General features: G+C 59.8%; 14 protein-coding genes. 7 read left to right on the top strand and 7 right to left on the bottom strand.

Annotation, left to right across the window (positions count from 1 at the left end):
* Positions 1–200: 200 nt before the first annotated feature.
* The 4 genes from polA to coaE all read left to right on the top strand — a co-directional run bounded on the left by polA (position 201) and on the right by coaE (position 6,740).
* On the top strand, positions 201–2,831 hold the full coding sequence (polA, locus tag ADM64_RS09060) for a DNA polymerase I (RefSeq protein ID WP_065428901.1): 2,631 nt from the start codon (positions 201–203) through the stop codon (positions 2,829–2,831).
* A 282-nt stretch (positions 2,832–3,113) separates the two neighbouring features.
* Positions 3,114–4,577, top strand: a complete 1,464-nt coding sequence (gene rpsA, locus ADM64_RS09055; RefSeq protein WP_005510285.1) for a 30S ribosomal protein S1 — start codon at positions 3,114–3,116, stop codon at positions 4,575–4,577.
* Between the two features lie 378 nt (positions 4,578–4,955).
* Positions 4,956–6,065 carry a glutathione S-transferase family protein gene (locus ADM64_RS09050; protein WP_414630318.1) on the top strand — a complete coding sequence of 370 codons (1,110 nt, stop codon included), beginning with the start codon at positions 4,956–4,958 and terminating at the stop codon, positions 6,063–6,065.
* Between the two features lie 33 nt (positions 6,066–6,098).
* Positions 6,099–6,740 (top strand): dephospho-CoA kinase, encoded by a 642-nt coding sequence (gene coaE, locus ADM64_RS09045; RefSeq protein WP_049190004.1) that lies wholly within the window; start codon positions 6,099–6,101, stop codon positions 6,738–6,740.
* Here the strand turns inward: coaE and ADM64_RS09040 are convergent.
* The 3 genes from ADM64_RS09040 to ADM64_RS09030 all read right to left on the bottom strand — a co-directional run bounded on the left by ADM64_RS09040 (position 6,673) and on the right by ADM64_RS09030 (position 9,660).
* Complete coding sequence (locus tag ADM64_RS09040) at positions 6,673–7,887, bottom strand: aminotransferase class I/II-fold pyridoxal phosphate-dependent enzyme (protein ID WP_049193955.1); 1,215 nt, start codon at positions 7,885–7,887, stop codon at positions 6,673–6,675. The two genes, coaE and ADM64_RS09040, sit on opposite strands and share 68 nt — an antisense overlap.
* 104 nt (positions 7,888–7,991) lie before the next feature.
* Positions 7,992–8,681: a hypothetical protein gene (locus ADM64_RS09035; RefSeq protein WP_241486355.1), complete on the bottom strand. Its 690-nt coding sequence runs from the start codon at positions 8,679–8,681 to the stop codon at positions 7,992–7,994.
* 94 nt (positions 8,682–8,775) lie between these two features.
* The gene (locus ADM64_RS09030) at positions 8,776–9,660 is read right to left on the bottom strand and encodes a DUF559 domain-containing protein (protein ID WP_049193954.1); all 885 of its coding nucleotides are present in this window, start codon (positions 9,658–9,660) and stop codon (positions 8,776–8,778) included.
* A gap of 397 nt (positions 9,661–10,057) precedes the next feature.
* On the opposite strand from ADM64_RS09030, the gene uvrB reads away from it, so the two are divergent.
* Together uvrB and ADM64_RS09020 are read left to right on the top strand one after the other, a co-directional pair.
* Positions 10,058–12,190 carry an excinuclease ABC subunit UvrB gene (gene uvrB, locus ADM64_RS09025; RefSeq protein WP_049193953.1) on the top strand — a complete coding sequence of 711 codons (2,133 nt, stop codon included), beginning with the start codon at positions 10,058–10,060 and terminating at the stop codon, positions 12,188–12,190.
* Between the two features lie 132 nt (positions 12,191–12,322).
* Entirely contained in the window at positions 12,323–12,763 is a 441-nt protein-coding gene (locus tag ADM64_RS09020) for a universal stress protein (protein ID WP_005511992.1), read from the top strand.
* Positions 12,764–12,847: 84 nt separating this feature from the next.
* On the opposite strand, the gene ADM64_RS09015 is transcribed toward ADM64_RS09020, so the two are convergent.
* The 4 genes from ADM64_RS09015 to ADM64_RS09000 all read right to left on the bottom strand — a co-directional run bounded on the left by ADM64_RS09015 (position 12,848) and on the right by ADM64_RS09000 (position 18,378).
* Positions 12,848–13,942, bottom strand: coding sequence for a DNA glycosylase AlkZ-like family protein (locus ADM64_RS09015; RefSeq protein ID WP_065428900.1), 1,095 nt, complete (start codon positions 13,940–13,942; stop codon positions 12,848–12,850).
* A 34-nt stretch (positions 13,943–13,976) separates the two neighbouring features.
* Positions 13,977–16,478 carry a HelD family protein gene (locus tag ADM64_RS09010; protein WP_053093007.1) on the bottom strand — a complete coding sequence of 834 codons (2,502 nt, stop codon included), beginning with the start codon at positions 16,476–16,478 and terminating at the stop codon, positions 13,977–13,979.
* A gap of 133 nt (positions 16,479–16,611) precedes the next feature.
* Positions 16,612–17,481: a DoxX family protein gene (locus tag ADM64_RS09005; protein WP_016422909.1), complete on the bottom strand. Its 870-nt coding sequence runs from the start codon at positions 17,479–17,481 to the stop codon at positions 16,612–16,614.
* Positions 17,482–17,670: 189 nt separating this feature from the next.
* Positions 17,671–18,378, bottom strand: a complete 708-nt coding sequence (locus tag ADM64_RS09000) for an MBL fold metallo-hydrolase (protein WP_049193951.1) — start codon at positions 18,376–18,378, stop codon at positions 17,671–17,673.
* A 139-nt stretch (positions 18,379–18,517) separates the two neighbouring features.
* Here ADM64_RS09000 and uvrA point away from each other — a divergent pair, with 139 nt between their 5' ends.
* Positions 18,518–21,370 carry an excinuclease ABC subunit UvrA gene (uvrA, locus tag ADM64_RS08995; RefSeq protein WP_049193949.1) on the top strand — a complete coding sequence of 951 codons (2,853 nt, stop codon included), beginning with the start codon at positions 18,518–18,520 and terminating at the stop codon, positions 21,368–21,370.
* The last annotated feature ends 1 nt before the right edge of the window (position 21,371 follow it).

Here is a 21,371-nt window from a genome sequence, read left to right as displayed (position 1 = left end):
CTCTTGCGAATCACTGTTCAGGTGGACTAAGGGGCTGCTGAACTCGTTTCAAAATACAGCCTGATTACCGTAATTATTGTTCACTGAAGCTGACTGGCCAACAGCTCATCCTCCGCAGCTCGCGATTCCTCAGCGCGTATCTCAGTTTTCCTACGCTGTTCAATATTTTCCTACACTGGGATGTCATGAAGAAGACCCTCATGCTTATCGACGGTCATTCCATGGCCTTCCGCGCGTTCTTTGCCCTTCCGGTGGATAATTTCTCAACTACCGGTGGTCAGACAACGAACGCGGTGTACGGCTTCCTTTCTATGCTGTCCAATATCCTCAGCGAGGAAACGCCCACGCACGTGGCGGTCGCCTTCGATGTCGCCCGCGAGACCTTCCGCAACGAGATCTTCCCGGAGTATAAGGCTCAGCGTGAGAAGACTCCTGAGGAATTCCGTGGTCAGGTGCCGCTTATTCAGCAGGTGCTGAAAGAGATGGGCATCGTCACGCTGGAAAAGGACAACTATGAGGCCGACGACATTATCGCGACTTTGGCTACCCAAGCCAAGCCTGAGGGCTTCGAAACGCTCATCGTCACCGGTGACCGTGACTCGTTCCAGTTGGTCAACGACACCACCACGGTGCTTTATCCAATGCGCGGCGTCACCACGCTGCATCGCTTCACGCCTGCTGCTATCGAGAAGAAGTACGGTCTGACGCCGACTCAGTACCCGGACTTCGCTGCTCTCCGCGGCGACCCCTCCGACAACCTCCCGGGCATTCCGGGGGTCGGCGAGAAGACCGCGACGAAGTGGATCGTTCAGTACGGCACGCTGGCAAACCTCATCGACCACGCTGACGAAATCCGCGGCAAAGTCGGCGATAACTTCCGCGAGCGCGTCGCAAACGTCCAGCTGAACCGCGACATCACCGAAATGGTCAAGGACCTGCCCTTGCCATACGGTCCGAACGAGCTCGAGCTCCGTCCCGCCGACGCCCAGGGAATCATCGACTTCTTCGACCGCCTCGAATTCGGCGACAACCTTCGCGAGCGCGTGTTCCGCACCCTTTCCATCGAAGGCGCGGGCGTCACCGCCTCCACCAGCGACAGTGCGACAAAGCTCGAGGCTGTTTCGCTTGACGACGGCGCCCTGGCTGCCTGGCTCGATAATCTGCACGAGCCGGCCGCGTTGCAGGTCGGGGAGCACACCCTGATGATTGGCTCCGCAGATGAGAAGGGCAAGACCTCCGGCCAGGCTGTTTCTCTCGACTTGGGTGATCTTTCCGCCGAAGATGCCGACGCACTGCGCGAGTGGCTCGCTGGCGACCATCCGAAGCTGGTGCATGACTCTAAAACGGCCATGCATGCACTCTGGAACTACGACTTCGAGCTGGCCGGGGTCATCCACGACACCTTCCTGGCTGCGTATCTGCTGCGCCCAAGCCAGCGCAGCTACAGCTTGGACAACGTCGTCCAGCGTCACCTGGGCCAGACTCTTTCGCAGGCCGAGGGCCAGATGACCCTGCTCGATGGCCCGGCCGAAGACGCTTCCCATGTCGCCGCCGTCATCGACCTGGCTGAGCGATTGGCTGTCGAACTCGACGAGGCCGGGCTCTACAGTGTGTACGCCGACCTGGAAGTCCCGCTCGCCCCAGTGCTGGGTCGGATGGAGCGTGCCGGTATCGCTGTCGATGTTGATGCGCTCGAGGAGCTCCGAAAGCAGGCGCAGGCGGCTACCGATGAGGCGGAGAGTGAGGCTCGCAACCTCGTCGATAAGCCTGAGCTGAATCTCGGATCGCCGAAGCAGTTGCAAGAGGTCCTGTTTGACCAGCTGGGAATGCCCAAGACAAAGAAGACGAAGACGGGCTATTCCACGGCGGCGAAGGAAATTGAGGGGCTGGCGAAGGTCAACCCGCATCCGTTCCTGGATTACCTGTTGAAGTTCCGCGAGTCGCAGAAGATGAAGTCGACCGTGGAGGGGCTGATTAAGGCTGTCGCTGATGATGGCCGTATTCATACGACTTTTAATCAGGCGGTCGCGGCGACGGGGCGTCTGTCGTCGACGGAGCCGAATCTGCAGAACATCCCGGTGCGCACGGAGTTCGGGCGACGGATTCGTGAGGCGTTCGTGGTCGGCGATGGCTATGAGCAGCTGATCACCGCGGACTACTCGCAGATTGAGATGCGCGTGATGGCGCACCTGTCGCAGGATCCGGGGCTGATTGAGGCCTACCGACAGGGCGAGGACCTGCACAACTACGTTGGTTCGAAGGTTTTCGGTGTCGGCATCGATGAGGTTACGCCCGAGCTGCGTCGTCGTGTGAAGGCGATGAGTTACGGTCTGGCTTATGGTCTGAGTGCTTTTGGTCTGGCGCAGCAGCTCGACATTCCGCAGCGCGAGGCGAAGAAGCTCATGGAGGACTACTTCGAGCGCTTCGGTGGTGTGCGCGATTATCTGCACAAGGTTGTTGAGCGGGCGCGCAAGGACGGCTTTACGGCCACGATGTTCGATCGTCGTCGCTACCTGCCGGAACTCAACGCCGACAACCGCATCGCTCGCGATAACGCGGAACGCGCGGCATTGAACTCGCCGATCCAGGGCTCGGCGGCAGACATTATTAAGATTGCAATGCTCCGGGTCGACGATGCTTTACGACGGGGCGGGTTGCGCTCACGTGTCCTCCTGCAGGTTCATGACGAACTGGTTGTTGAAGTTGCAGATGGGGAAGAGGGAGCCATCAAGGAGCTGTTGCATCGCGAGATGGACTCGGCGGCTGAATTGTTGGTGCCGTTGGATGTTTCTATCGGTGCTGGTGTGAATTGGGATACTGCTGCGCATTAGTGGTGCGAAGGTCGGGCCGTAGTGCTGGTCGGCGGACTTGTTGCGGGCTTGCCGCGGATGTGTTGCGGACTTGAATGTCGCAGCTCAAATCGGTATTGTTCGCTAGGTATGCATTAGCGTGCCGACTTTGCAGCCTCGAGCTCCAGGGACATCGGGTTAACTAATTGCCAATGGCGAGATTCGCCGAAAGCGGATTTGGCCCGGTTGTCCAGGTGTTTCTTTGAGGGGCAAGGCCGAAATTGTCCGTTTTTCGATTTCTATCCGCTTCGGAGCACATCTTATATGTCCACTTCTAACGTCCCTCAGGTTGCCATCAACGACATTGGCACCGCTGAGGATTTCCTGGCCGCTGTCGACTCGACGATGAAGTACTTCAACGATGGTGACATCGTTGAAGGCACCGTCGTTAAGGTTGACCGCGACGAGGTTCTTCTCGACATCGGCTACAAGACTGAAGGTGTCATTCCTTCCCGCGAACTGTCCATCAAGCACGATGTCGACCCTGACGAAGTGGTCGAAGTTGGCGATGAGATCGACGCGCTGGTCCTGACCAAGGAAGACAAGGAAGGCCGCCTCATCCTGTCCAAGAAGCGCGCTCAGTACGAGCGTGCTTGGGGCACCATCGAGCAGCTCAAGGAGAACGACGAACCGGTTACCGGTACCGTCATCGAGGTCGTCAAGGGCGGCCTGATCCTCGACATCGGCCTGCGCGGCTTCCTGCCGGCTTCCCTCGTCGAGATGCGTCGTGTCCGCGACCTCCAGCCGTACATCGGCCAGGAGATCGAGGCCAAGATCATCGAGCTCGACAAGAACCGCAACAACGTCGTTCTGTCCCGCCGTGCATGGCTCGAGCAGACCCAGTCTGAGGTCCGCTCTGAGTTCCTGCACCAGCTGCAGAAGGGCCAGGTCCGCAAGGGTGTCGTTTCCTCCATCGTCAACTTCGGCGCATTCGTCGATCTCGGCGGTGTTGACGGCCTGGTTCACGTTTCCGAGCTGTCCTGGAAGCACATCGACCACCCGTCCGAGGTTGTCCAGGTTGGCGACGAGGTCACCGTCGAGGTTCTCGAGGTCGACCTGAACCGCGAGCGCGTTTCCCTGTCCCTGAAGGCTACTCAGGAAGATCCGTGGCGCGTCTTCGCCCGCACTCACGCAATCGGCCAGATTGTTCCGGGCAAGGTCACCAAGCTGGTTCCGTTCGGTGCGTTCGTCCGCGTCGAGGAGGGCATCGAGGGCCTGGTTCACATCTCCGAGCTGGCTTCCCGCCACATCGACGTTCCGGACCAGATCGTCTCCGTCGACGAGCAGGTCATGGTCAAGGTCATCGACATCGACCTCGAGCGTCGTCGTATCTCCCTGTCCCTCAAGCAGGCTGACGAGGACTTCACCGAAGAGTTCGACCCGACCAAGTACGGCATGGGCGACTCCTACGACGAGCAGGGCAACTACATCTTCCCGGAGGGCTTCGACCCGGAGACCAACGAGTGGATGGAGGGCTTCGAGACCCAGCGCGCAGAGTGGGAGGCTCGCTACGCAGAGGCAGAGCGTCACCACCAGCTGCACGCTGCCCAGATCGAGCGTCACCGCGCTGCAGCTGCCGAGGCTGCAGAGACCGCTTCGAACTACTCCTCCGAGTCCGGCGAGGCAGCCCCGGCTGCTCCGGCCGCACCGGCTGCAGACAACGCAGGCGGCACCCTGGCTTCCGACGAGCAGCTCGCTGCTCTGCGCGAGAAGCTGGCTGGCAACTAAGCTAGGCCGCTAAGGGCTTACACGTCCCTTTGAGAAATCGCCCCGGCGAGGTTTTCCTCGCTGGGGCTTTTTCGTGCCTTCTTTGCTTTACGACGGGCACCTGCTCGGCCTTGTTCTTATATCGGCGGCTTGAGGGCTTGCTGCATCCTTGGTCCGGGTGATGGGGCTTTGGGCCATGAGGGTGGTGCCGCTGTTGTCTAGGGCGGGCTTACGCTTCACCAGAAGTAGTTTGCTGCACAGTAACCGGCTGCTGGCGAAGCGCAAGCCCTCCTATTGGCCCTAATGGCTCTAATGACCTGGTGGCCCTGTCGATTTTGGTGGCTCTGGCTGTCCTTACTGCCGTTGACAGCCTATCTTTCTACCCATATGATTGGTGACATGACAACAAAGGACGAAGCCAAGCAGGTAGATAACGCTAACCAGGTAGAGGATTCCTCCCACTCCACCGGTGGTGTGTACTCCCAGGAGGGCAAGGACTTTAACCGCGACACCCGCTATATCAACGACCGCATTGTTAAGAACGGTCGCGAGGTAGGCGACGGAATTAAGACGTGGCCCGTTGAAGCCGGTCGCTACCGCCTTGTTGCAGCTCGCGCCTGCCCGTGGGCGCATCGCACGCTTATCGTTCGCAGGCTGCTCGGCCTGGAAGATGCAATTTCAGTCGGAATTCCAGGGCCAGTGCACGATGCCCGCTCCTGGGCATTCGACAAGGGACCAGGTGGCCGTGACGAAGTACTAGGCTACGAGCGCCTCCAGGAGGCATTCCTCAAGCGTTTCCCGGACTACCAGCGCGGCATTACTGTTCCGGCCATCGTCGAGATCGAGTCGGGCGAGGTCGTGACCAATGACTTTCCCTGGATCACCTTGGACTTCATTACCGAGTGGACCGAGTTCCACCGCGAAGGCGCCCCGGATCTTTACCCGGTGGAGATGCGCGAGGAAATGGATGAGCTTATGCAGTTCATCTACACCGAGATCAACAACGGCGTCTACCGCTGTGGTTTCGCAGGCTCGCAGGACTCCTACGACAAGGCTTACGACCGGCTGTTCAATGCCCTAGACAAGGTTTCTGAGCGCTTGGAGACCCGCCGTTACCTCATGGGCGACCACATCACTGAGGCCGACATTCGCCTTTACACAACCCTCATCCGCTTCGATGCCGTCTACCACGGCCACTTCAAGTGCAACCGGAGCAAGATCTCCGAGATGCCGGTTCTATACAACTACCTGCGTGATCTCTTTCAGACTCCGGGCTTCGGCGACACCACTGACTTCGTCGATATCAAGCGCCACTACTACGAAGTCCATCGCGACCTCAATCCTTTAGGGATTGTCCCGAAGGGGCCGGAGCTCTCTGACCTGCTCCAGCCGCACGGCCGTGAGGCCCTTGGTAGCAGCCCATTCGGTAACGGCACCGCCCCGGTCCCAGTCAACCCAGATCCCGTTGAAGAGGGTCACCGCATCGAGGATCTCGTCGTAAAGCACTAACGTGCGGGGGCGTGTCCACGTACCCTTAGAGACATGCTCAAAGTAGGATTAACCGGCGGCATGGGCAGTGGGAAATCTACGGTCGCCCGTAGGTTTGCCGAGCTCGGTGCCGTCATCATCGACGCTGATCAGATCGCTCGCGACGTCGTCGAACCCGGGGAACCGACGCTTGCCGAACTCGCCGAAGCTTTCGGCGAGGGCATTTTGCTTGACGACGGCTCCCTCAACCGCGGCGAGCTTGCGAAGCGCGCCTTCGTATCCGCGGAGAAGACGGAGCTGCTGAACTCCATCACCCATCCGCGTATTGAGCAGCGCACCGAAGAGCAGTTCAACGCGGCAGGTGACGCCATCATTGTTTTTGACTCTCCGCTGTTGATTGAAATGGGGCAGTCGGAAGCACAGGACCTCGTCGTAGTTGTGCATACCCCGGTGGAGGTCCGTCTCGACCGTCTGGTGGAAAGCCGCGGTGTAGACCGAGAGGATGCGAAGCAGCGCATCGCTAAGCAAATCAGCGATGATAAGCGCCTGCAGTTCGCCGACGTAGTTCTGGAAAACTCAGGCACCGAGGAGGACCTCGTGCGCCAGGTCGACCGGATTTGGGAGCGGATTATTCAGCCGCTGAATCAGATTCGTCAGCTGCAGGCCGGGCAGCAAGATAATCCCGCAGCCGGATGATAGCCTCCTCAATCACCTCGGCGCGCTTGCAGAAAGCGAACCGCACCAGGTAGCGGTACTTTTCTGACTCTGGGTCATCCACAAAAGCGGTGACGGGGATGGCTGCGACGCGGCATTCCTTGACCAGGCGGGTGCAGGTCTCCAGGGCGTCGCCAAGCCCCCAGCTCGAGACATCGGCGACGACAAAATACCCTGCCTGCGGCGTGAAGACGTCGGCGCCAAGGCCCTCCAACCCATCGGCGAGGAGCCGCATGTTGCCCTCGAGCTGACCCGCCAGCTCGTCCACCCATGGGGCACATTCCTGCAGGCCACGGGCGACTGCGGGCTGAAGGGGAGTGGCGCCGACATAGCTCAAGAACTGCTTGGCCTTGACGACGCCATCGAGTAGCTCAGTCGGGGCGAGCGCCCAGCCAATCTTCCAGCCGGTGACGTTGAAGGTTTTTGCGGCACTGGACACGACAATGGTCCGCTCGCGCATGCCGGGCAGAGCGCTGATGGAAGAGTGTGACAATCCGTTGAAGTACAGGCGTTCGTAGACTTCGTCGGCAAGCACGAGTAGATGGTTTGCGATGGCGACATCGGCGATGGCCTGCAAGTCCTCGTCCGCGAGGACGGTGCCGGTGGGGTTGTGCGGCGAATTGATGATGATCATGGCCGTTTTGGCGGTGACGGCATCGGCAAGCGCGCTGCGGTCGAGCGACCAGGAGCGTGCCGTGCCGGAAGCTGCGGGGATGAGCGGCACCGCGGTATATGTGCAGTTAGCCAGTGCGATGGCGGCTTTGTACGAGTCGTAGTATGGCTCGATGACGATGACGTGGCTGCCGGGTTCGAGATGCCCCAAGGCGGTGGCGGCAATCGCCTCCGTGGCGCCGACCGTGACGAGGCATTCGGCGTCGGCGTCGTAGACCTGCCCCGTGCGGCGGGCGCGATCGGCGACGATAGCCTCGCGGAGCACCTTCATACCGCGGCCGGGGCCGTACTGGTTGTTTCCTCCAGCTATCTGATGTCGCGCCTCCGCGAGCACCTCGTCCGGCCCATCCCAATCCGGGAAGCCCTGCCCAAGATTGATTGCCTCGTGCTCGGTAGCGAGGCGGGACATGGTGGCGAAGATGGTCTCGCCGAAGGGGCGCAAGCGGGAAACAGTCATGGTTTCACTGTAGGCGGGAGTTTGCGGGCTTGTTGCGATTCCCCATCGGCGAATCGCGGCTGGCGGCCAGCAGTTGCACCGACTGCCGACCGCCACCTGGTGCGCTAGTACATGTAAATCTTCGCGTTGTTGCCGCCGGTGCACACGACAACGTCGTCTTGTGTGCTGCAGCTGAGGTCGTAGGTCTTCCCGGTCGCGGGACTCTTGGCCTTGATGTTTGGCTGCAGGTGGTCGCGGATATTGTCCTCCGAGGCGTTAAGCCCCTCGGTCTGCTGGTTGAAAACGGCCTTCGCAAAGTCGCAGCTGGTATTCGGGCCCGCCGCGATGAGGTTGAGGCCGTACCCATCGCCGTAGATGCAGGTGGTTGCCTGTTCGCCGGCCGCCATGAAGGTGGATCCCGGCGAGGGGTTGTTGTAGATCTCAGCGGTCATGTCCTGACGAAGCTCGCTCCCGTCGCCGTTGTCGCCGCTTTCGCTTGACGACGTCGACGTGCCACCAGTCTCCGCCGTCGTTGTGTCGCCTCCCTGGTCCGGTGCGGAACCGGTTGGGTTAGGCGTGTTGCCCGAACCCTTGTCAGATACGCCATCCTCGGTCTGAGTAACGGTGGTGGTTTCAACCGGAGTAGCAGATTCGGACGCTGCTTCGGTTTCCTGTGTTGAGCAGGCGGTGAAAGCCAATGCGGTGGTGGCGAGGATACCGGCCACAAGGGCTCGGTGTGAGGTTGCTTTTCGAGTGGTGGAACCTGGGCGAGTCGTAGCGTGCGTGTGGACTGGTGTGCGGCGCGAGGTGTTCATAGGCGCCAGGCTAGTTGCTGTGCGGGCAGTTTTCATTACAAAATAAATAACAATTCGGCAAATGGATGGCGGTTTATTTTGCGATATCGGCTGTTTATCGCTGCTTATTGGCGTAGCCAACCGTTGGATTCCATTCCCAAACTTTCTGACAGGCAGGCCATCCTGGTTTATAGTCCACGCGGGGACGGCGCTTTTGCACCCATCGAATTGCCTGCTCGATTTCGTCGAGGACACTGTCGAGATTCCAATTGATGCATGAGTCTGTGAACCGCAGGACTATCCAGCCGTGCAGCGTGCCGGAGTTGGCCTTCCAGCGATCTGCGATGAACGAGTCCTCGTTAGCGTGGTACGTCTCTGAGTCGACTTCGATAGCTATTTTCCACTGGTCAAGCAGGATGTCGAAGCAGTAGGGGCCGATGTACTGGTTCATTCGGATGCGGTACCCGCGCTTGATTAGTGGACGGGCCAGCTTGCGCTCGAGTTCGCTGCATGAGCCGATTGGCGTGGTGGCGATGGTTTCACGCAGCCAGGCGGGAACTTTCCGCATCCGGCTGAGGTCGTGGTTGAGTCGCTTCTCGCCGTCCCGGCCGGCGTAGTGTGTTTCCAGGATTCTGCGTGCATAGTCTTTTGAAGCTCGTGCTGCCCAGAGTGCTTCGACAACTGGGAGGCCATTGATGCTGGTGTAGGACGGTAGGCGGCTGTGCCTAATGGAGAAGGTCTCGGCCTGAACTGATCCCGCGCCTTCTGCCTGGATAGGAAGTGTCAGGGGAAGTCTCAAGTGGATTTGAGCTGCGCTTTTACCGGTTAGCGCAATGCTTTTGTAATGCCCCGTGATTGCTCGGGCGACTGAGGCGGGAGAGTGGTCGTCAATGTAGAGGCCACGTACCAATTTAATTAGCCTGCCTTGTTGTAGGAGGGCTCTGGTCTTTTTCTCTCCGATGCCGAGTGCACGCAACTCGGCCGTGGTGAAACTTCCCATGGTCGGGACTCTAAGCTTTTTCGGCCCAGGGGATTTTCTGTGAGAGAGGCTCCACGTCCAATCTGTGGACAACTTTCAGGGTGTGGATAACCCAGGCCTCCCGCAGCCTTGCAGCCTTGCAGCCTCGCAGCCGCAGCCGCGGACCATCGATAAGACGGCTTGCGCTTCACCAGGAGTCAGTCCATGCGCACTAAGGGCCAGCTGGTGAAGCGGAACCCGCCTTTGCTGGCCTGGCACCGACTTTATGCCAGCCTTGTCCAAATCTGTACCGATTTTAATGTTGGTCCGGAACTCGACAGCCGCTCCTAGGCTCTGGACCCTAGCCCTGGACAGCCCAAAGCCCCAGGAAGTAACGTAACCAGCCGCTTTCAAGACAGCCTTCGCTACGCTGGGAACTATGGCATTTGCAGCAGAGCAACCCGTCCTCGCGCACTCGGAGTTCCGTCCCGTCGGTGAAGTCGAGCGCGCTGAGGGAAACTTCGAGGTCATCAGCGAGTTCGAGCCCTCGGGCGACCAGCCGCAGGCAATCGCGGAACTGTCGGAGCGCCTAGATAGAGGCGAGCGCGAGGTAGTCCTGATGGGTGCCACGGGCACCGGTAAGTCAGCCACCGCAGCGTGGTTGATCGAAAAGGTGCAGCGGCCAACCCTCGTCATGGCACCGAACAAGACGCTTGCGGCCCAGCTGGCCAATGAGCTCCGCAGCCTGCTGCCAAACAACGCGGTCGAGTACTTCGTTTCGTACTACGACTACTACCAACCCGAGGCCTACATCGCGCAGACCGATACCTATATTGAAAAGGATTCCTCCATCAACGAGGACGTGGAGCGCCTGCGCCACTCGGCTACTTCAGCGCTGCTGTCGCGTCGCGACGTAGTCGTCGTCAGCTCTGTTTCTTGCATCTATGGCCTGGGTACCCCGCAGTCATACCTCGACCGTTCGGTGTGGCTGAAGGAGGGCGAGGAAGTCGACCGCGACCAGTTCCTGCGCCTTTTGGTGGACATTCAGTACGCCCGCAATGACATTGCCTTTACCCGCGGCACCTTCCGAGTAAAAGGTGACGTGGTCGATATCATCCCGGCCTACGAAGAAAAGGCCGTGCGGGTGGAGTTCTTCGGCGACGAGATTGATTCGCTGTACTACCTCAATCCAGTCACAGGCGACGTCATCGACCAAGTCCCTGAGCTGCGCATCTTCCCAGCTACGCACTACGTCGCAGGCCCGGAGCGGATGGAACGGGCCGTCGCGGACATCAAGGCCGAACTCGCCGAACGCCTGGCGGATCTGGAAAACCGGGGCAAGTTGCTGGAAGCACAGCGTCTGCGCATGCGCACGGAGTACGACCTCGAAATGATTGAACAGGTCGGCTTCTGCTCCGGCATTGAGAACTACTCGCGCCACATCGATGGTCGCGCGCCGGGCTCGGCCCCCGCGACGCTCATTGACTATTTCCCGGAGGACTTCCTCACCATCATCGATGAGTCGCACGTCACCGTGCCGCAGATTGGCGGCATGTTCGAAGGCGACGCTTCCCGTAAGCGCAACCTCGTCGACTTCGGTTTCCGCCTCCCATCGGCGCTGGATAACCGCCCGCTGACGTTCGACGAATTCGATGCCAGAGTGGGCCAGGTCGTGTTCATGTCCGCAACGCCGGGTGACTATGAGCTCGAAAAGACCGGTGGCGAGTATGTGGAGCAGGTTATTCGTCCGACTGGGCTGGTGGACCCCAAGATCGTCGTTAAGCCTACTGAGGGGCAGATCGATGATTTGATCGGCGAGATCCGAAAGCGCACCGAGCGTGACGAGCGCGTTCTTGTGACCACCCTGACGAAGAAGATGGCGGAGGATCTGACCGACTACCTGCTCGAAAATGGCGTGCAGGTGCGCTACATGCACTCGGATGTTGATACGCTCAAGCGCGTTGAGTTGCTGCGGCAGTTGCGTCTCGGCGAGTACGACGTGCTGGTCGGTATTAACCTGCTGCGCGAGGGGCTGGACTTGCCCGAGGTTTCGCTGGTGGCAATCCTCGACGCCGACAAGGAGGGGTTCCTGCGTTCGGAGCGCTCGTTGATTCAGACGATTGGTCGTGCCGCGCGAAACGTCTCCGGCGAGGTGCACATGTACGCCGACAAGATCACCGATTCCATGCGGTTCGCCATCGATGAGACGGAGCGTCGCCGCGAAAAGCAGATCGCGTACAACACTGAGCATGACATCGATCCGCAGCCGCTGCGCAAGAAGATTGCGGACATTCTGGATCAGGTCTACGACAACGCTGACACCGATTACGAAGGCAAGACCGGTGCGGCCGCTGATGCGCTGCTCTCGCGTGCCGACGGCTCGGGCGCGGCCGGTGGTGCTAGCGGTAAGCAGATGCCGAGGGCGGAGCTCGAGGCGCTTATCGCGGATTTGTCGGAGCAGATGGCCGCGGCTGCGCGAGAGTTGAAGTTCGAGCTCGCGGGGCGCTTGCGCGATGAGATTTTCGACCTCAAGAAGGAACTAAAGGGGATGATTGAGGCCGGTGTCGAGTAGTTTTTTGCTACTGTTGTGGGAAGTAAAACAGTGTATTCGCGAAAGTGCCTCTGGCCAGTGGGTTCGGGGCAACGACGGCGTTACGCACGATGAACTGTTTTAATGCAACTTCCACAGTGAGGGATAGTTTTCATGAGTGATTACAAGACCATTGTTGTCGGCACGGATGGTTCTAAGTCGTCGCTGCTCGCAGTAGAGCGCGCTGCCTCGATTGCCGCGGCTTTCGATGCCACCCTGGTTATCGGCTGCGCTTACTACGAGACTGCAGAGGATGCGTCCAAGACCCTGCGCCAGGATTCGGTTCAGGTCCTCGGTGATGACCCGGCTCAGAAGAACCTGGCTGCTGCTAAGGAGGCCGCAGAGGCCGTCGGCGCTACCAAGGTTGAGACCGAGGTTCGTTCCGGCTCCCCGGTTGAGGCTCTGATGTCTCTGGTCACTGACCGTCGCGCTGACCTGCTGGTGGTTGGCAACCGCGGTATTAACTCGCTGACTGGTCGTCTGCTGGGCTCCGTGCCGGCTGATGTTGCTCGTCAGTCGGACTGTGACGTCATGATTGTTCACACTGTGAGCTAACAAAACGGTGAGCTAGTAAGACCGTCAGCTAACAATTTAGCTTTCGTTTTAAACCGGCATCTCTTAGTTGAGGTGCCGGTTTTTCTATTGTCGGCCGGTGATAATCCCTTCTTCAACTACAAAAGGCCAGCTAATTCCGTTTCTGGTTAAGACCTGGTTGCGAAGGGATTCAGGAAGAATTTCGGTGCGGCTGCCGTAGCCCATGAGGTACTCGTCAAAAGCGGGCAGTCGAAGCGTCAGTGAAAGCGCGGCTTCAAGCTCGGCTTCAGTTACGTTCTGCTGCCATGCCGGCATGAAGTACTCATTTTGCGCGAGATTTTCGCCGATGAATTCTGTGTCAGTTGGCGTGTGCGGAGAGGCAGAGGAATCGAGGGAGAAAGGAGCTATTAAGTGGTCGATAAGCTTAAGGGCCTTTTTCGCTTGAGTTTTCGTCAGCCCCAGCCACCACGCGAAGTCAGCTACACAGATAGGTCCGCGGGAATTAACATAGCGCCAGGCAATGTCGGCCAGCGTGGATTCAGCTGAGTGTTCTGTGCTGGAGCCCTCCGTGGTATTTGCTGAGAGGCCGCCTTTGAAAGTTACGTCGGCAAGCAGGACGAAGGTATCTTCGGATCCTTTTCGTGGCCCTTGGACGACAGCGCCTTCGCCGCCGAATGTGCGCAGTAGGTGAGGACCTCTTTGTTCCGTGGGGTCTATTCCATGATCTGCGAAAACCTCATAGGCTTCAGTCCGAGTCAGCGGGTCGGACAGGCCACGTGAGCGCAATTCGGAATGAAATGCTGCCCTTGCGGTCTGCACATCATCTTGAGAAAGCCCGAGTGTCGTACGACGTCTTGCTGCTGCCTTTTCGATGCGCGGATTCGTCAACCTCATAATTGCTCGCGCGTCTTGCGCTGAAACAAAGTGCAGGGTGCCTCGTTGAGACCAACAGCGAACGATGTCGTAAGAAGAAATGGCTGCTAAAACATCGTCGGTGGTGCTGCCACTGCGTAGGGCGATGGCATTAACACCGTTCGAATAATTCTGCCCTTGTAGAGCGACCATGCCATGCGTTGCTGATAATGCAGGCGAGTTGAGGTTTGTATTCCAATCGCTGCGTGCTTGACTTGCAGCTAACCCCTGGGCAATGAGACGGCGTGCGCGAAGTTCAGCTAGCTGAGGTAGATAGTTTTGGGACATAATGTCTCACTCATTCTGTACGGCACTATCCTCGTCATTCTAACCATTGCAGCTCCGGCAAAACGCCCGACTGCTGAGGCGCCACAACAATTAGCCCCTGGGTCGCACGAGTCAGTGCAACGTACAGGTCCTGTAGCCCCTGTGGGGATTGCGCCACAATCTGGTCGGGCGCAACGACGATGACCTCGTCGAATTCCAGGCCTTTTGAGGTCGTGATGTCGTAGACCGCGCAGTTGGTGAGTTTGCTGGGGCGAGTAGCAGGTGCGTCATCGGCGGCACTAGCCCCGCCAGCACCATCAGGGTCACCATCTCCATCAGCTCCACCACCGAGAAAATCCCGCACCTCCGCGCGCGTGGCTTCGAGCAACTCGGCGGGCGCGATCACAGCGACCAGGCGGTCCGGCTGCGCAACCTGCTCCACATGCGCCAGAGCCTCCGTCACGGTGCGAGCCTGGACAGGCTTGCGGCCGGTCGCGCGGATCGACTGCGGTGCCTCCAGCTCCGGATCAATCTCGGCCAGGACGCTGGCGGCGACCTCCATCACCTCAGCTGGGGTGCGGTAGTTGACGGTCAGCTCGTGGAGATGCCACCTCGAGCCGATGATGGGTTCCAGCACATCATCCCAGGTCGCGGCACCTGCGGGGGAGCCCGTCTGGGCCACGTCGCCGACGAGGGTCATCCAGCCGTTGGGGCTGCGGCGGCGCAGCATTCGCCAGGCCATCGCGGAGAGTTCCTGAGCCTCGTCGACGATGACATGGCCGTAGGCCCACAGGCGATCCGCCGCCGCCCGCTCGGCGGTGGATCGCAGGTCGCGCTCACGGTGGCGTTCGGCCAGTGCCTCGGCATCGATGACGTCATACGCTGACAAGATCTCGGCCTCGAAGCCGTCGTCAAGATCCTGGGACGCAGAACTGGACAGGGTATCCAACGCGCCCTGCGCTTCCTCGACGCGGGCCTGCCAATCCTCTTCATCGGCCTCCGCGTCACCAACTGGGCCGAGGAGTTCCGCCAGCTCGTCGAGAAGCGGGGCGTCGGAAGGCATCCAGTCGGTGCCTTCCGGCCGGTAGAGAGCCTCGCGCGTCAGCTCGTCGTAATCGGTGGCGGCGTAGTCGATGGCCTCGCGAGAGCTCAGCAGCTCCGACAGCACCCGCTCGGGCGTAAGCGCAGGCCACAGCTCATCGAGGATGTCGGCAACTGCTCCGGATTCGTCGATTTCGTCGCGTAGATCGGCAATGTCGGTCACGGACAGGAGGTTTTCGCCGCCCAGCGGATCGGCACCGATGACCTCGGCCATCTGCGCGGCCAGGAGCTCCACCACGTGATCGCGGAAAATCGGCCGGGCCAGATTGTGGGGTTTCCGAGTCCGCCGCGCACGCGTGCGTGCAGCTTTCACCATGTCAGGTGTGATCGTCAGGGTGATGTTGTCCTTCCGGACTTCAAGAGGTTCCGCGGGGAGCTCCTGGTAGGCCCGCACGGCTTCGCGCAGGATAGTGAGCATCTCAATCGAGCCCTTAACTTCCTGCGCAACCAGGGGTTCGGGGTTGTGTCCGTCGATAAGCGCGTTGGAACCGCGCACGCCGGGGTAGAGATCGGCAATGGTGGTCAGTACCACGCCCGTTTCGCCGAGGCTCGGCAGCACGCGCGAGATGTAGTCGAGGAAGGTTGTGTTCGGGCCGATGATGAGGACACCGGTTTTCGCCAGTTGATTGCGGTAGGTGTAGAGAAGCCACGCGACGCGATGCAGCGCCACCGCCGTCTTGCCCGTGCCGGGACCGCCCTGGACGACCAGGGTGCCGCGGGTGGAGTCGCGGATGATGAGGTCCTGCTCGCGCTGAATGGTCTCCACAATGCCGCGCATATGGCCGGTGCGCGCTTGATTCATGACCTCCCGCAGCACCGATTCGCCACCGACGCCCGCTTCAACTTCGGTCTCGTGTGCGCTGTCGGCTTCCTCGCCGGAGAGCCATTCGTCGTCAATGCTGCGGACCTTCCGGCCGTGCGTGCGCAGGTGTCGGCGCAGGCTGACTCCCTCGGGATGCGCGGTCGTGGCCAGGTAAAACGGGCGCGCGCCGTCGGCACGCCAATCCATGATGACCGTGCGGTAGTCGTCGTTTTCATCGGACAGGCCGATTCGCCCGATGTATCGCTTATCGACGGTCGCCCCCGGCCCTTCCTCTGCCAAAGGATTGTCGGGATCTGTGTCATCGATATCGATTCGACCAAAGACCAGGCCGATCTCGGCTGAGCGGTAGCGGTCCAGATTAGCCTGTAGTCGGTGGTATTCCACCTCGCGTTCAACGCGGGCTTGCGGGTCTGGGTCGTCGATGAGCATGACCTGGCGCAGGTACTCTTGGTCGCGCTCGCGTGCCCGGTCGAGGAAGCTGAACGCACGGTCGACGTAGGCCTGTTCGGCAGCAAGGATGCTTTCTTCTTCTCGCTGTGGTGCTGAACTTGCCTGGTCCGGCAGACCTGCCTGGCCAGTGTGGCCAATGCGGCCTGTCTGGTCCTGCCCGGGCTCGGATGCGCGCGACGCCAACCTGGTCTCCTCAACGAATCGCAAAATTAGTGCTAACTGATGTGCTGAATGAATATAAAAATATGAAAACGCTCCCGCACGCGTAGTGGCGTGGGGAGCGTTTAAGTATACCGCTTTAACTGCGGCAGCAAACTTACTGCAGGCGCTTCTGCGCCTTCTTTGCGGACTTCTTGGCCTCCTTGGAAGCCTTGGCTGCGCGCTTGCGCAGTTCCTTGCGCTGCTTGCGAGTGTCCTTCTTGAGATCCTTGCCCAGGTCCTCGGCATAGTCGCGCGCGTCCTCAGCGAGCTCGGTGGCCTTGGCAATCCAGTCGTCCTTGTTGTCCTCGACGTAGCTCTTAGCGGTGTCGAAGGCGTCGGTGAGCTGCTCGCGCCAGCCGTCCTTGTTGTCCTCGACGTATTCACGAGCGCCATCGGTGGCCTCAGAAGCGCGGTCGCGGAGCAGGCCGGCCTTTTCGCGGACGTTCTCGCCGGCGGAAGCGAAGGCTGCGCTGATTTCCTCAGTGCGCTGCTCGGTTTCAGACTTGGTCGGCAGGGCAGCCTGAACCTTCTTGTTCAGCTGCTTGCCTGCCTTCTCAGCGCGCCAAGCGACACCCGGCTTGCCGTCGGTGTCAGCAGTAGCCAGGAAGAGGCCGCCCAGCAAACCGATGTCGGTCAGGAAACCAGTGCGGCGAGCCGCCTTCTCCTTCGAATCCTGGGTTTCCCAGAATGCGTGGCGAGCGAGCATCGTCGGAACTTGTGCAGCGACCAGAGCGGTGGCGGACAGGCGTGGGGCCTTACCCAGAGCGTAGAGGGAACCCGCAGCAACCTTGGTGCCAGCGACGACCTGGACAACCAGCTTCTCGCTATTTGGCACGTACTTGTTGTACTGGTTCGGGGTTACGGAGCGGACGCGGGCAATCAGGTCGCGTGCGCCCTCTTCATGATCCTTCTGGTTCATCAGCGTGTCGACACCGTCGGCAACGAAAACCGAGGCCAGCATTGGTCGGGCAAACTTGCGAATCATCTAAATTCCATCTCCTTTGTCGTCCAGGTGAAACCGTGTTTTTGGCCATCTGGTCGCTGTAATTCACTATTAATCCTACGCAGCCCGGCCTATTTATGTCGCGGGATTGACGAGTTTTTCAGAAGCTCCGGCTGCATCCAGCGCTGCCAACCACACTCATCCAGCACTACCGACCACGCTCATCCAGCGCTACCAACCACGCTGGCGCCAGTTCTCGACCTCGGGGCTCTCGACACCAACTGTGGTGTCTTTGCCGTGGCCGGGGTGAATCACCGAGTCGGCGGGGTAGACGTGAAAGAGGCGGCTCTCGACATCGTCGATAAGCTGCGTGAAATCCTCGGGCGAGTACGTTTTGCCGACACCGCCTGGGAAGATGCTGTCACCGACGAAGAGGTGGTGTGACGGGGTGTCGTCGGAAAGCGCGCCGGCTTCCTTGGCGGACAGGTCGAGGCAGAGACCGCCTTTGGTGTGCCCGCGCAGGATGAACGTGGGAAGCGTGATGCCCTGGCCGAAAGTAATGGTCTCGCCGCCGTCGAGTTGCTGGTCGGCGGGTTCGGGAATGTCTGCAGCGTCGAGGCTTGACGTGATGTGGCGGGCCGGGAATGCCTGCAGGAGCTCGCCGAGCGCCTGAACGTGATCGCCGTGGGAGTGCGTGGTGACAATCGTGCGGACCTGCGCGCCGACGCGCTCAACCAGGCGGATTAAGTGGTCGGCGTCGGTGGCGGCATCGATAAGTAGGGAATTTTCGGGCTCGCGGGAGTCGACCAAAAGGTAGACGTTGTTTTCCATCGGTCCGACGGAAGTCTTATAAATAGTGACATTGCCGTAGTCAATGCGCTCAACGCCGCGCGTGTTCGGCGAGTTGGAGTAGGGGCTGATTGTAATGACGTCGTTCATGCGCCCCAGGGTAATGAGGTGTCTGTCGGTGCGCTAGGAACGCGACTTAACTGCGAGTCTCTGAACACATGTGCGAAAAATTGGTTATGGACTGTAGACTGGTCGGCAGTGAATCGTCGACGAATTGAGGTTTCCCACTGTGGCTGAACGTCTAGTGGTCAGAGGCGCCCGCGAGCATAACCTGCAGGGTGTTGACATCGATTTGCCCAGAGACAAGATGGTGGTTTTCACCGGTCTGTCGGGGTCGGGTAAATCGTCACTGGCATTTGACACAATCTTCGCCGAGGGCCAGCGCCGTTACGTGGAGTCGCTGAGCTCCTATGCGCGCATGTTCCTGGGGCAGATGGAAAAACCCGATGTAGAGATGATTGAGGGGCTCTCGCCGGCGGTGTCGATCGACCAGAAGTCGACGAACCGCAACCCGCGCTCGACCGTCGGAACCATCACAGAAGTGTATGACTACCTGCGTCTGCTCTACGCGCGCACCGGTACTCCGCACTGTCCGACCTGTGGGGAAGTAATCTCCTCACAGACTCCACAGCAGATTGTCGATCAGGTCATGGAGATGCCGGAGGGCACCAAATTCCAGGTCCTCGCACCCGTCGTGCGTACGCGCAAGGGCGAATTCGTCGACCTGTTTGAACGCCTCGCATCCGAGGGCTACGCGCGTGTCATCGTCGACGGCGAAATGCATCGTCTGACGGATCCGCCGAAGCTGAAGAAGCAGGTCAAGCATGACATTGACGTGGTTATTGACCGTCTCCAGGTGAAGGAGTCGCAGCAGCGCAGGCTCACCGATTCTGTCGAAACGGCGCTTCTGCTTGCCGACGGCGTCGTGGTCATCGACGCAGTCGGGCTGGAGGCGGACGACCCGCGTCGAACCCAGCGATTCTCGGAGAAAATGGCCTGCCCGAATGGGCACCGCATTGCTATCGATGAGCTGGAACCACGGTCGTTTTCCTTTAACTCGCCGTATGGTGCCTGCCCGGAGTGCGACGGCATCGGCACAAAGCTGGAGGTGGACACAGACCTGGTCATTCCAGATCCGTCGCTGCCGACGATTGAGGCGATTGCGCCGTGGCGGCAAACGCTGAACAAGAAGTACTTTGAAAAGCTGGTCGAGGGGCTCGCCACCGAGATGAGCTTCGACCCGACCACGCCTTTCGAGGATCTCACAGCGCCGCAGCGTAAGGCCCTGCTGCATGGTTCCAGCCACAAGGTCACGGTGCGTTACCGCAATAGGTACGGCCGTACTCGCCAGTACACCGCGCCGTTTGAAGGTGTGATGCCGTACCTGCACCGCAAGCTGTCGCAGGCAGAGAGTGACTCTCAGAAGGAGCGTTTCCAAGGGTACATGCGTGAAGTGCCGTGCCCGGCATGTAGCGGTACTCGTCTGCGTCCGGAAATTCTTTCGGTGACGCTGGATTCGGCGGAGTTCGGGCAGAAGAATATTGCTGAGCTCACAGAGCTGTCGGTCCACGATGGCTCGGCATTCCTGAATTCGCTGACTTTGGGCAAGCGCGAGGAAATGATTGCCGGTCGCGTTCTGCGTGAGGTGCAGGCTCGTCTGAAGTTCCTGCTGGATGTGGGGCTGGACTATCTGTCCCTGTCGCGTTCGGCGGGAACGCTGTCCGGTGGCGAAGCGCAGCGAATTCGTCTGGCCACCCAGATTGGTTCGGGGCTCGCCGGCGTGCTCTATGTCTTGGATGAGCCGTCGATTGGTCTTCACCAGCGCGATAACAATCGTCTAATCAAAACTCTGAAAAATCTGCGCGACCTGGGCAATACCCTGATTGTGGTCGAGCATGATGAGGACACGATTCGCGAGGCCGATTGGCTGGTCGACATTGGGCCAAAGGCCGGTGAATACGGCGGCCAGATCGTCTACCAGGGTGACCCGTCGGGCATTGTTGACTGCGAGGAATCACTGACAGGTGCGTATCTCTCGGGTCGTCGGGTATTGGCAGTGCCGGAGAACCGGCGTGCGATTGATAAGTCGCGCATGGTGACGGTCAAGGGGGCTCGCGAAAACAACCTGAAGAAGATCGACGTGAAGTTCCCTCTCGGTGTGCTGACCTGTGTCACGGGTGTTTCCGGATCAGGCAAGTCGACCTTGGTCAACGAAATTCTGGCCAAGGTGATGAGCAACGAGCTCAACGGTGCTCGTCAGGTGCCGGGTCGACACAGCCGCGTGGAGGGGCTGGATCACCTGGACAAGCTGGTGCAGGTTGACCAGTCGCCGATTGGTCGCACTCCACGTTCCAACCCAGCGACGTACACCGGTGTGTTCGACAAGATCCGCAACCTCTTCGCAGAGACGCAAGAGGCAAAGGTTCGCGGTTATAAGCCGGGTCGGTTCAGCTTCAACGTCAAGGGCGGTCGCTGTGAGGCGTGTAAGGGCGACGGCACCATCAAGATTGAGATGAACTTCCTGCCGGACGTCTATGTGCCTTGCGAGGTTTGCCATGGTGCGCGCTACAACCGCGAAACGCTGGAGGTTCGCTACAAGGGCAAGACCATCGCTGAGGTGCTGGACATGCCCATCTCCGAGGCAGCGGAGTTCTTTGAGCCGATTCAGTCGATTGCGCGTTATCTCAATACGCTTGTCGACGTCGGCTTGGGCTATGTCCGTCTCGGACAGGCGGCAACCACGCTCTCGGGTGGTGAGGCTCAGCGCGTGAAGCTGGCCAGTGAGCTGCAGAAGCGCTCTAAGGGCCGCACCGTTTACATCTTGGATGAGCCAACGACGGGTCTGCATTTTGAGGATATCCGCAAGCTCATGCTGGTGTTGCAGGGCCTGGTGGACAAGGGCAACACCGTCATTGTCATTGAGCACAATTTGGATGTCATCAAGTCTGCGGATTGGATTATCGACATGGGGCCGGAAGGCGGCTCCGGCGGTGGCACCGTGGTTGTAGAGGGCACGCCGGAGGATGTCGCGAACTGTTCCGGCTCCCACACCGGGCAGTACCTGAAGCCGCTGCTTAAGTAGC

The sequence above is a fragment of the Corynebacterium sp. 401_CJEI genome (genome assembly GCF_001076435.1).
In the GTDB taxonomy this organism is placed as follows: domain Bacteria; phylum Actinomycetota; class Actinomycetes; order Mycobacteriales; family Mycobacteriaceae; genus Corynebacterium; species Corynebacterium jeikeium_D.
The sequence above is the reverse complement of the archived record's forward strand: the minus strand, read 5'-3'. Positions and strand labels throughout refer to the sequence as shown.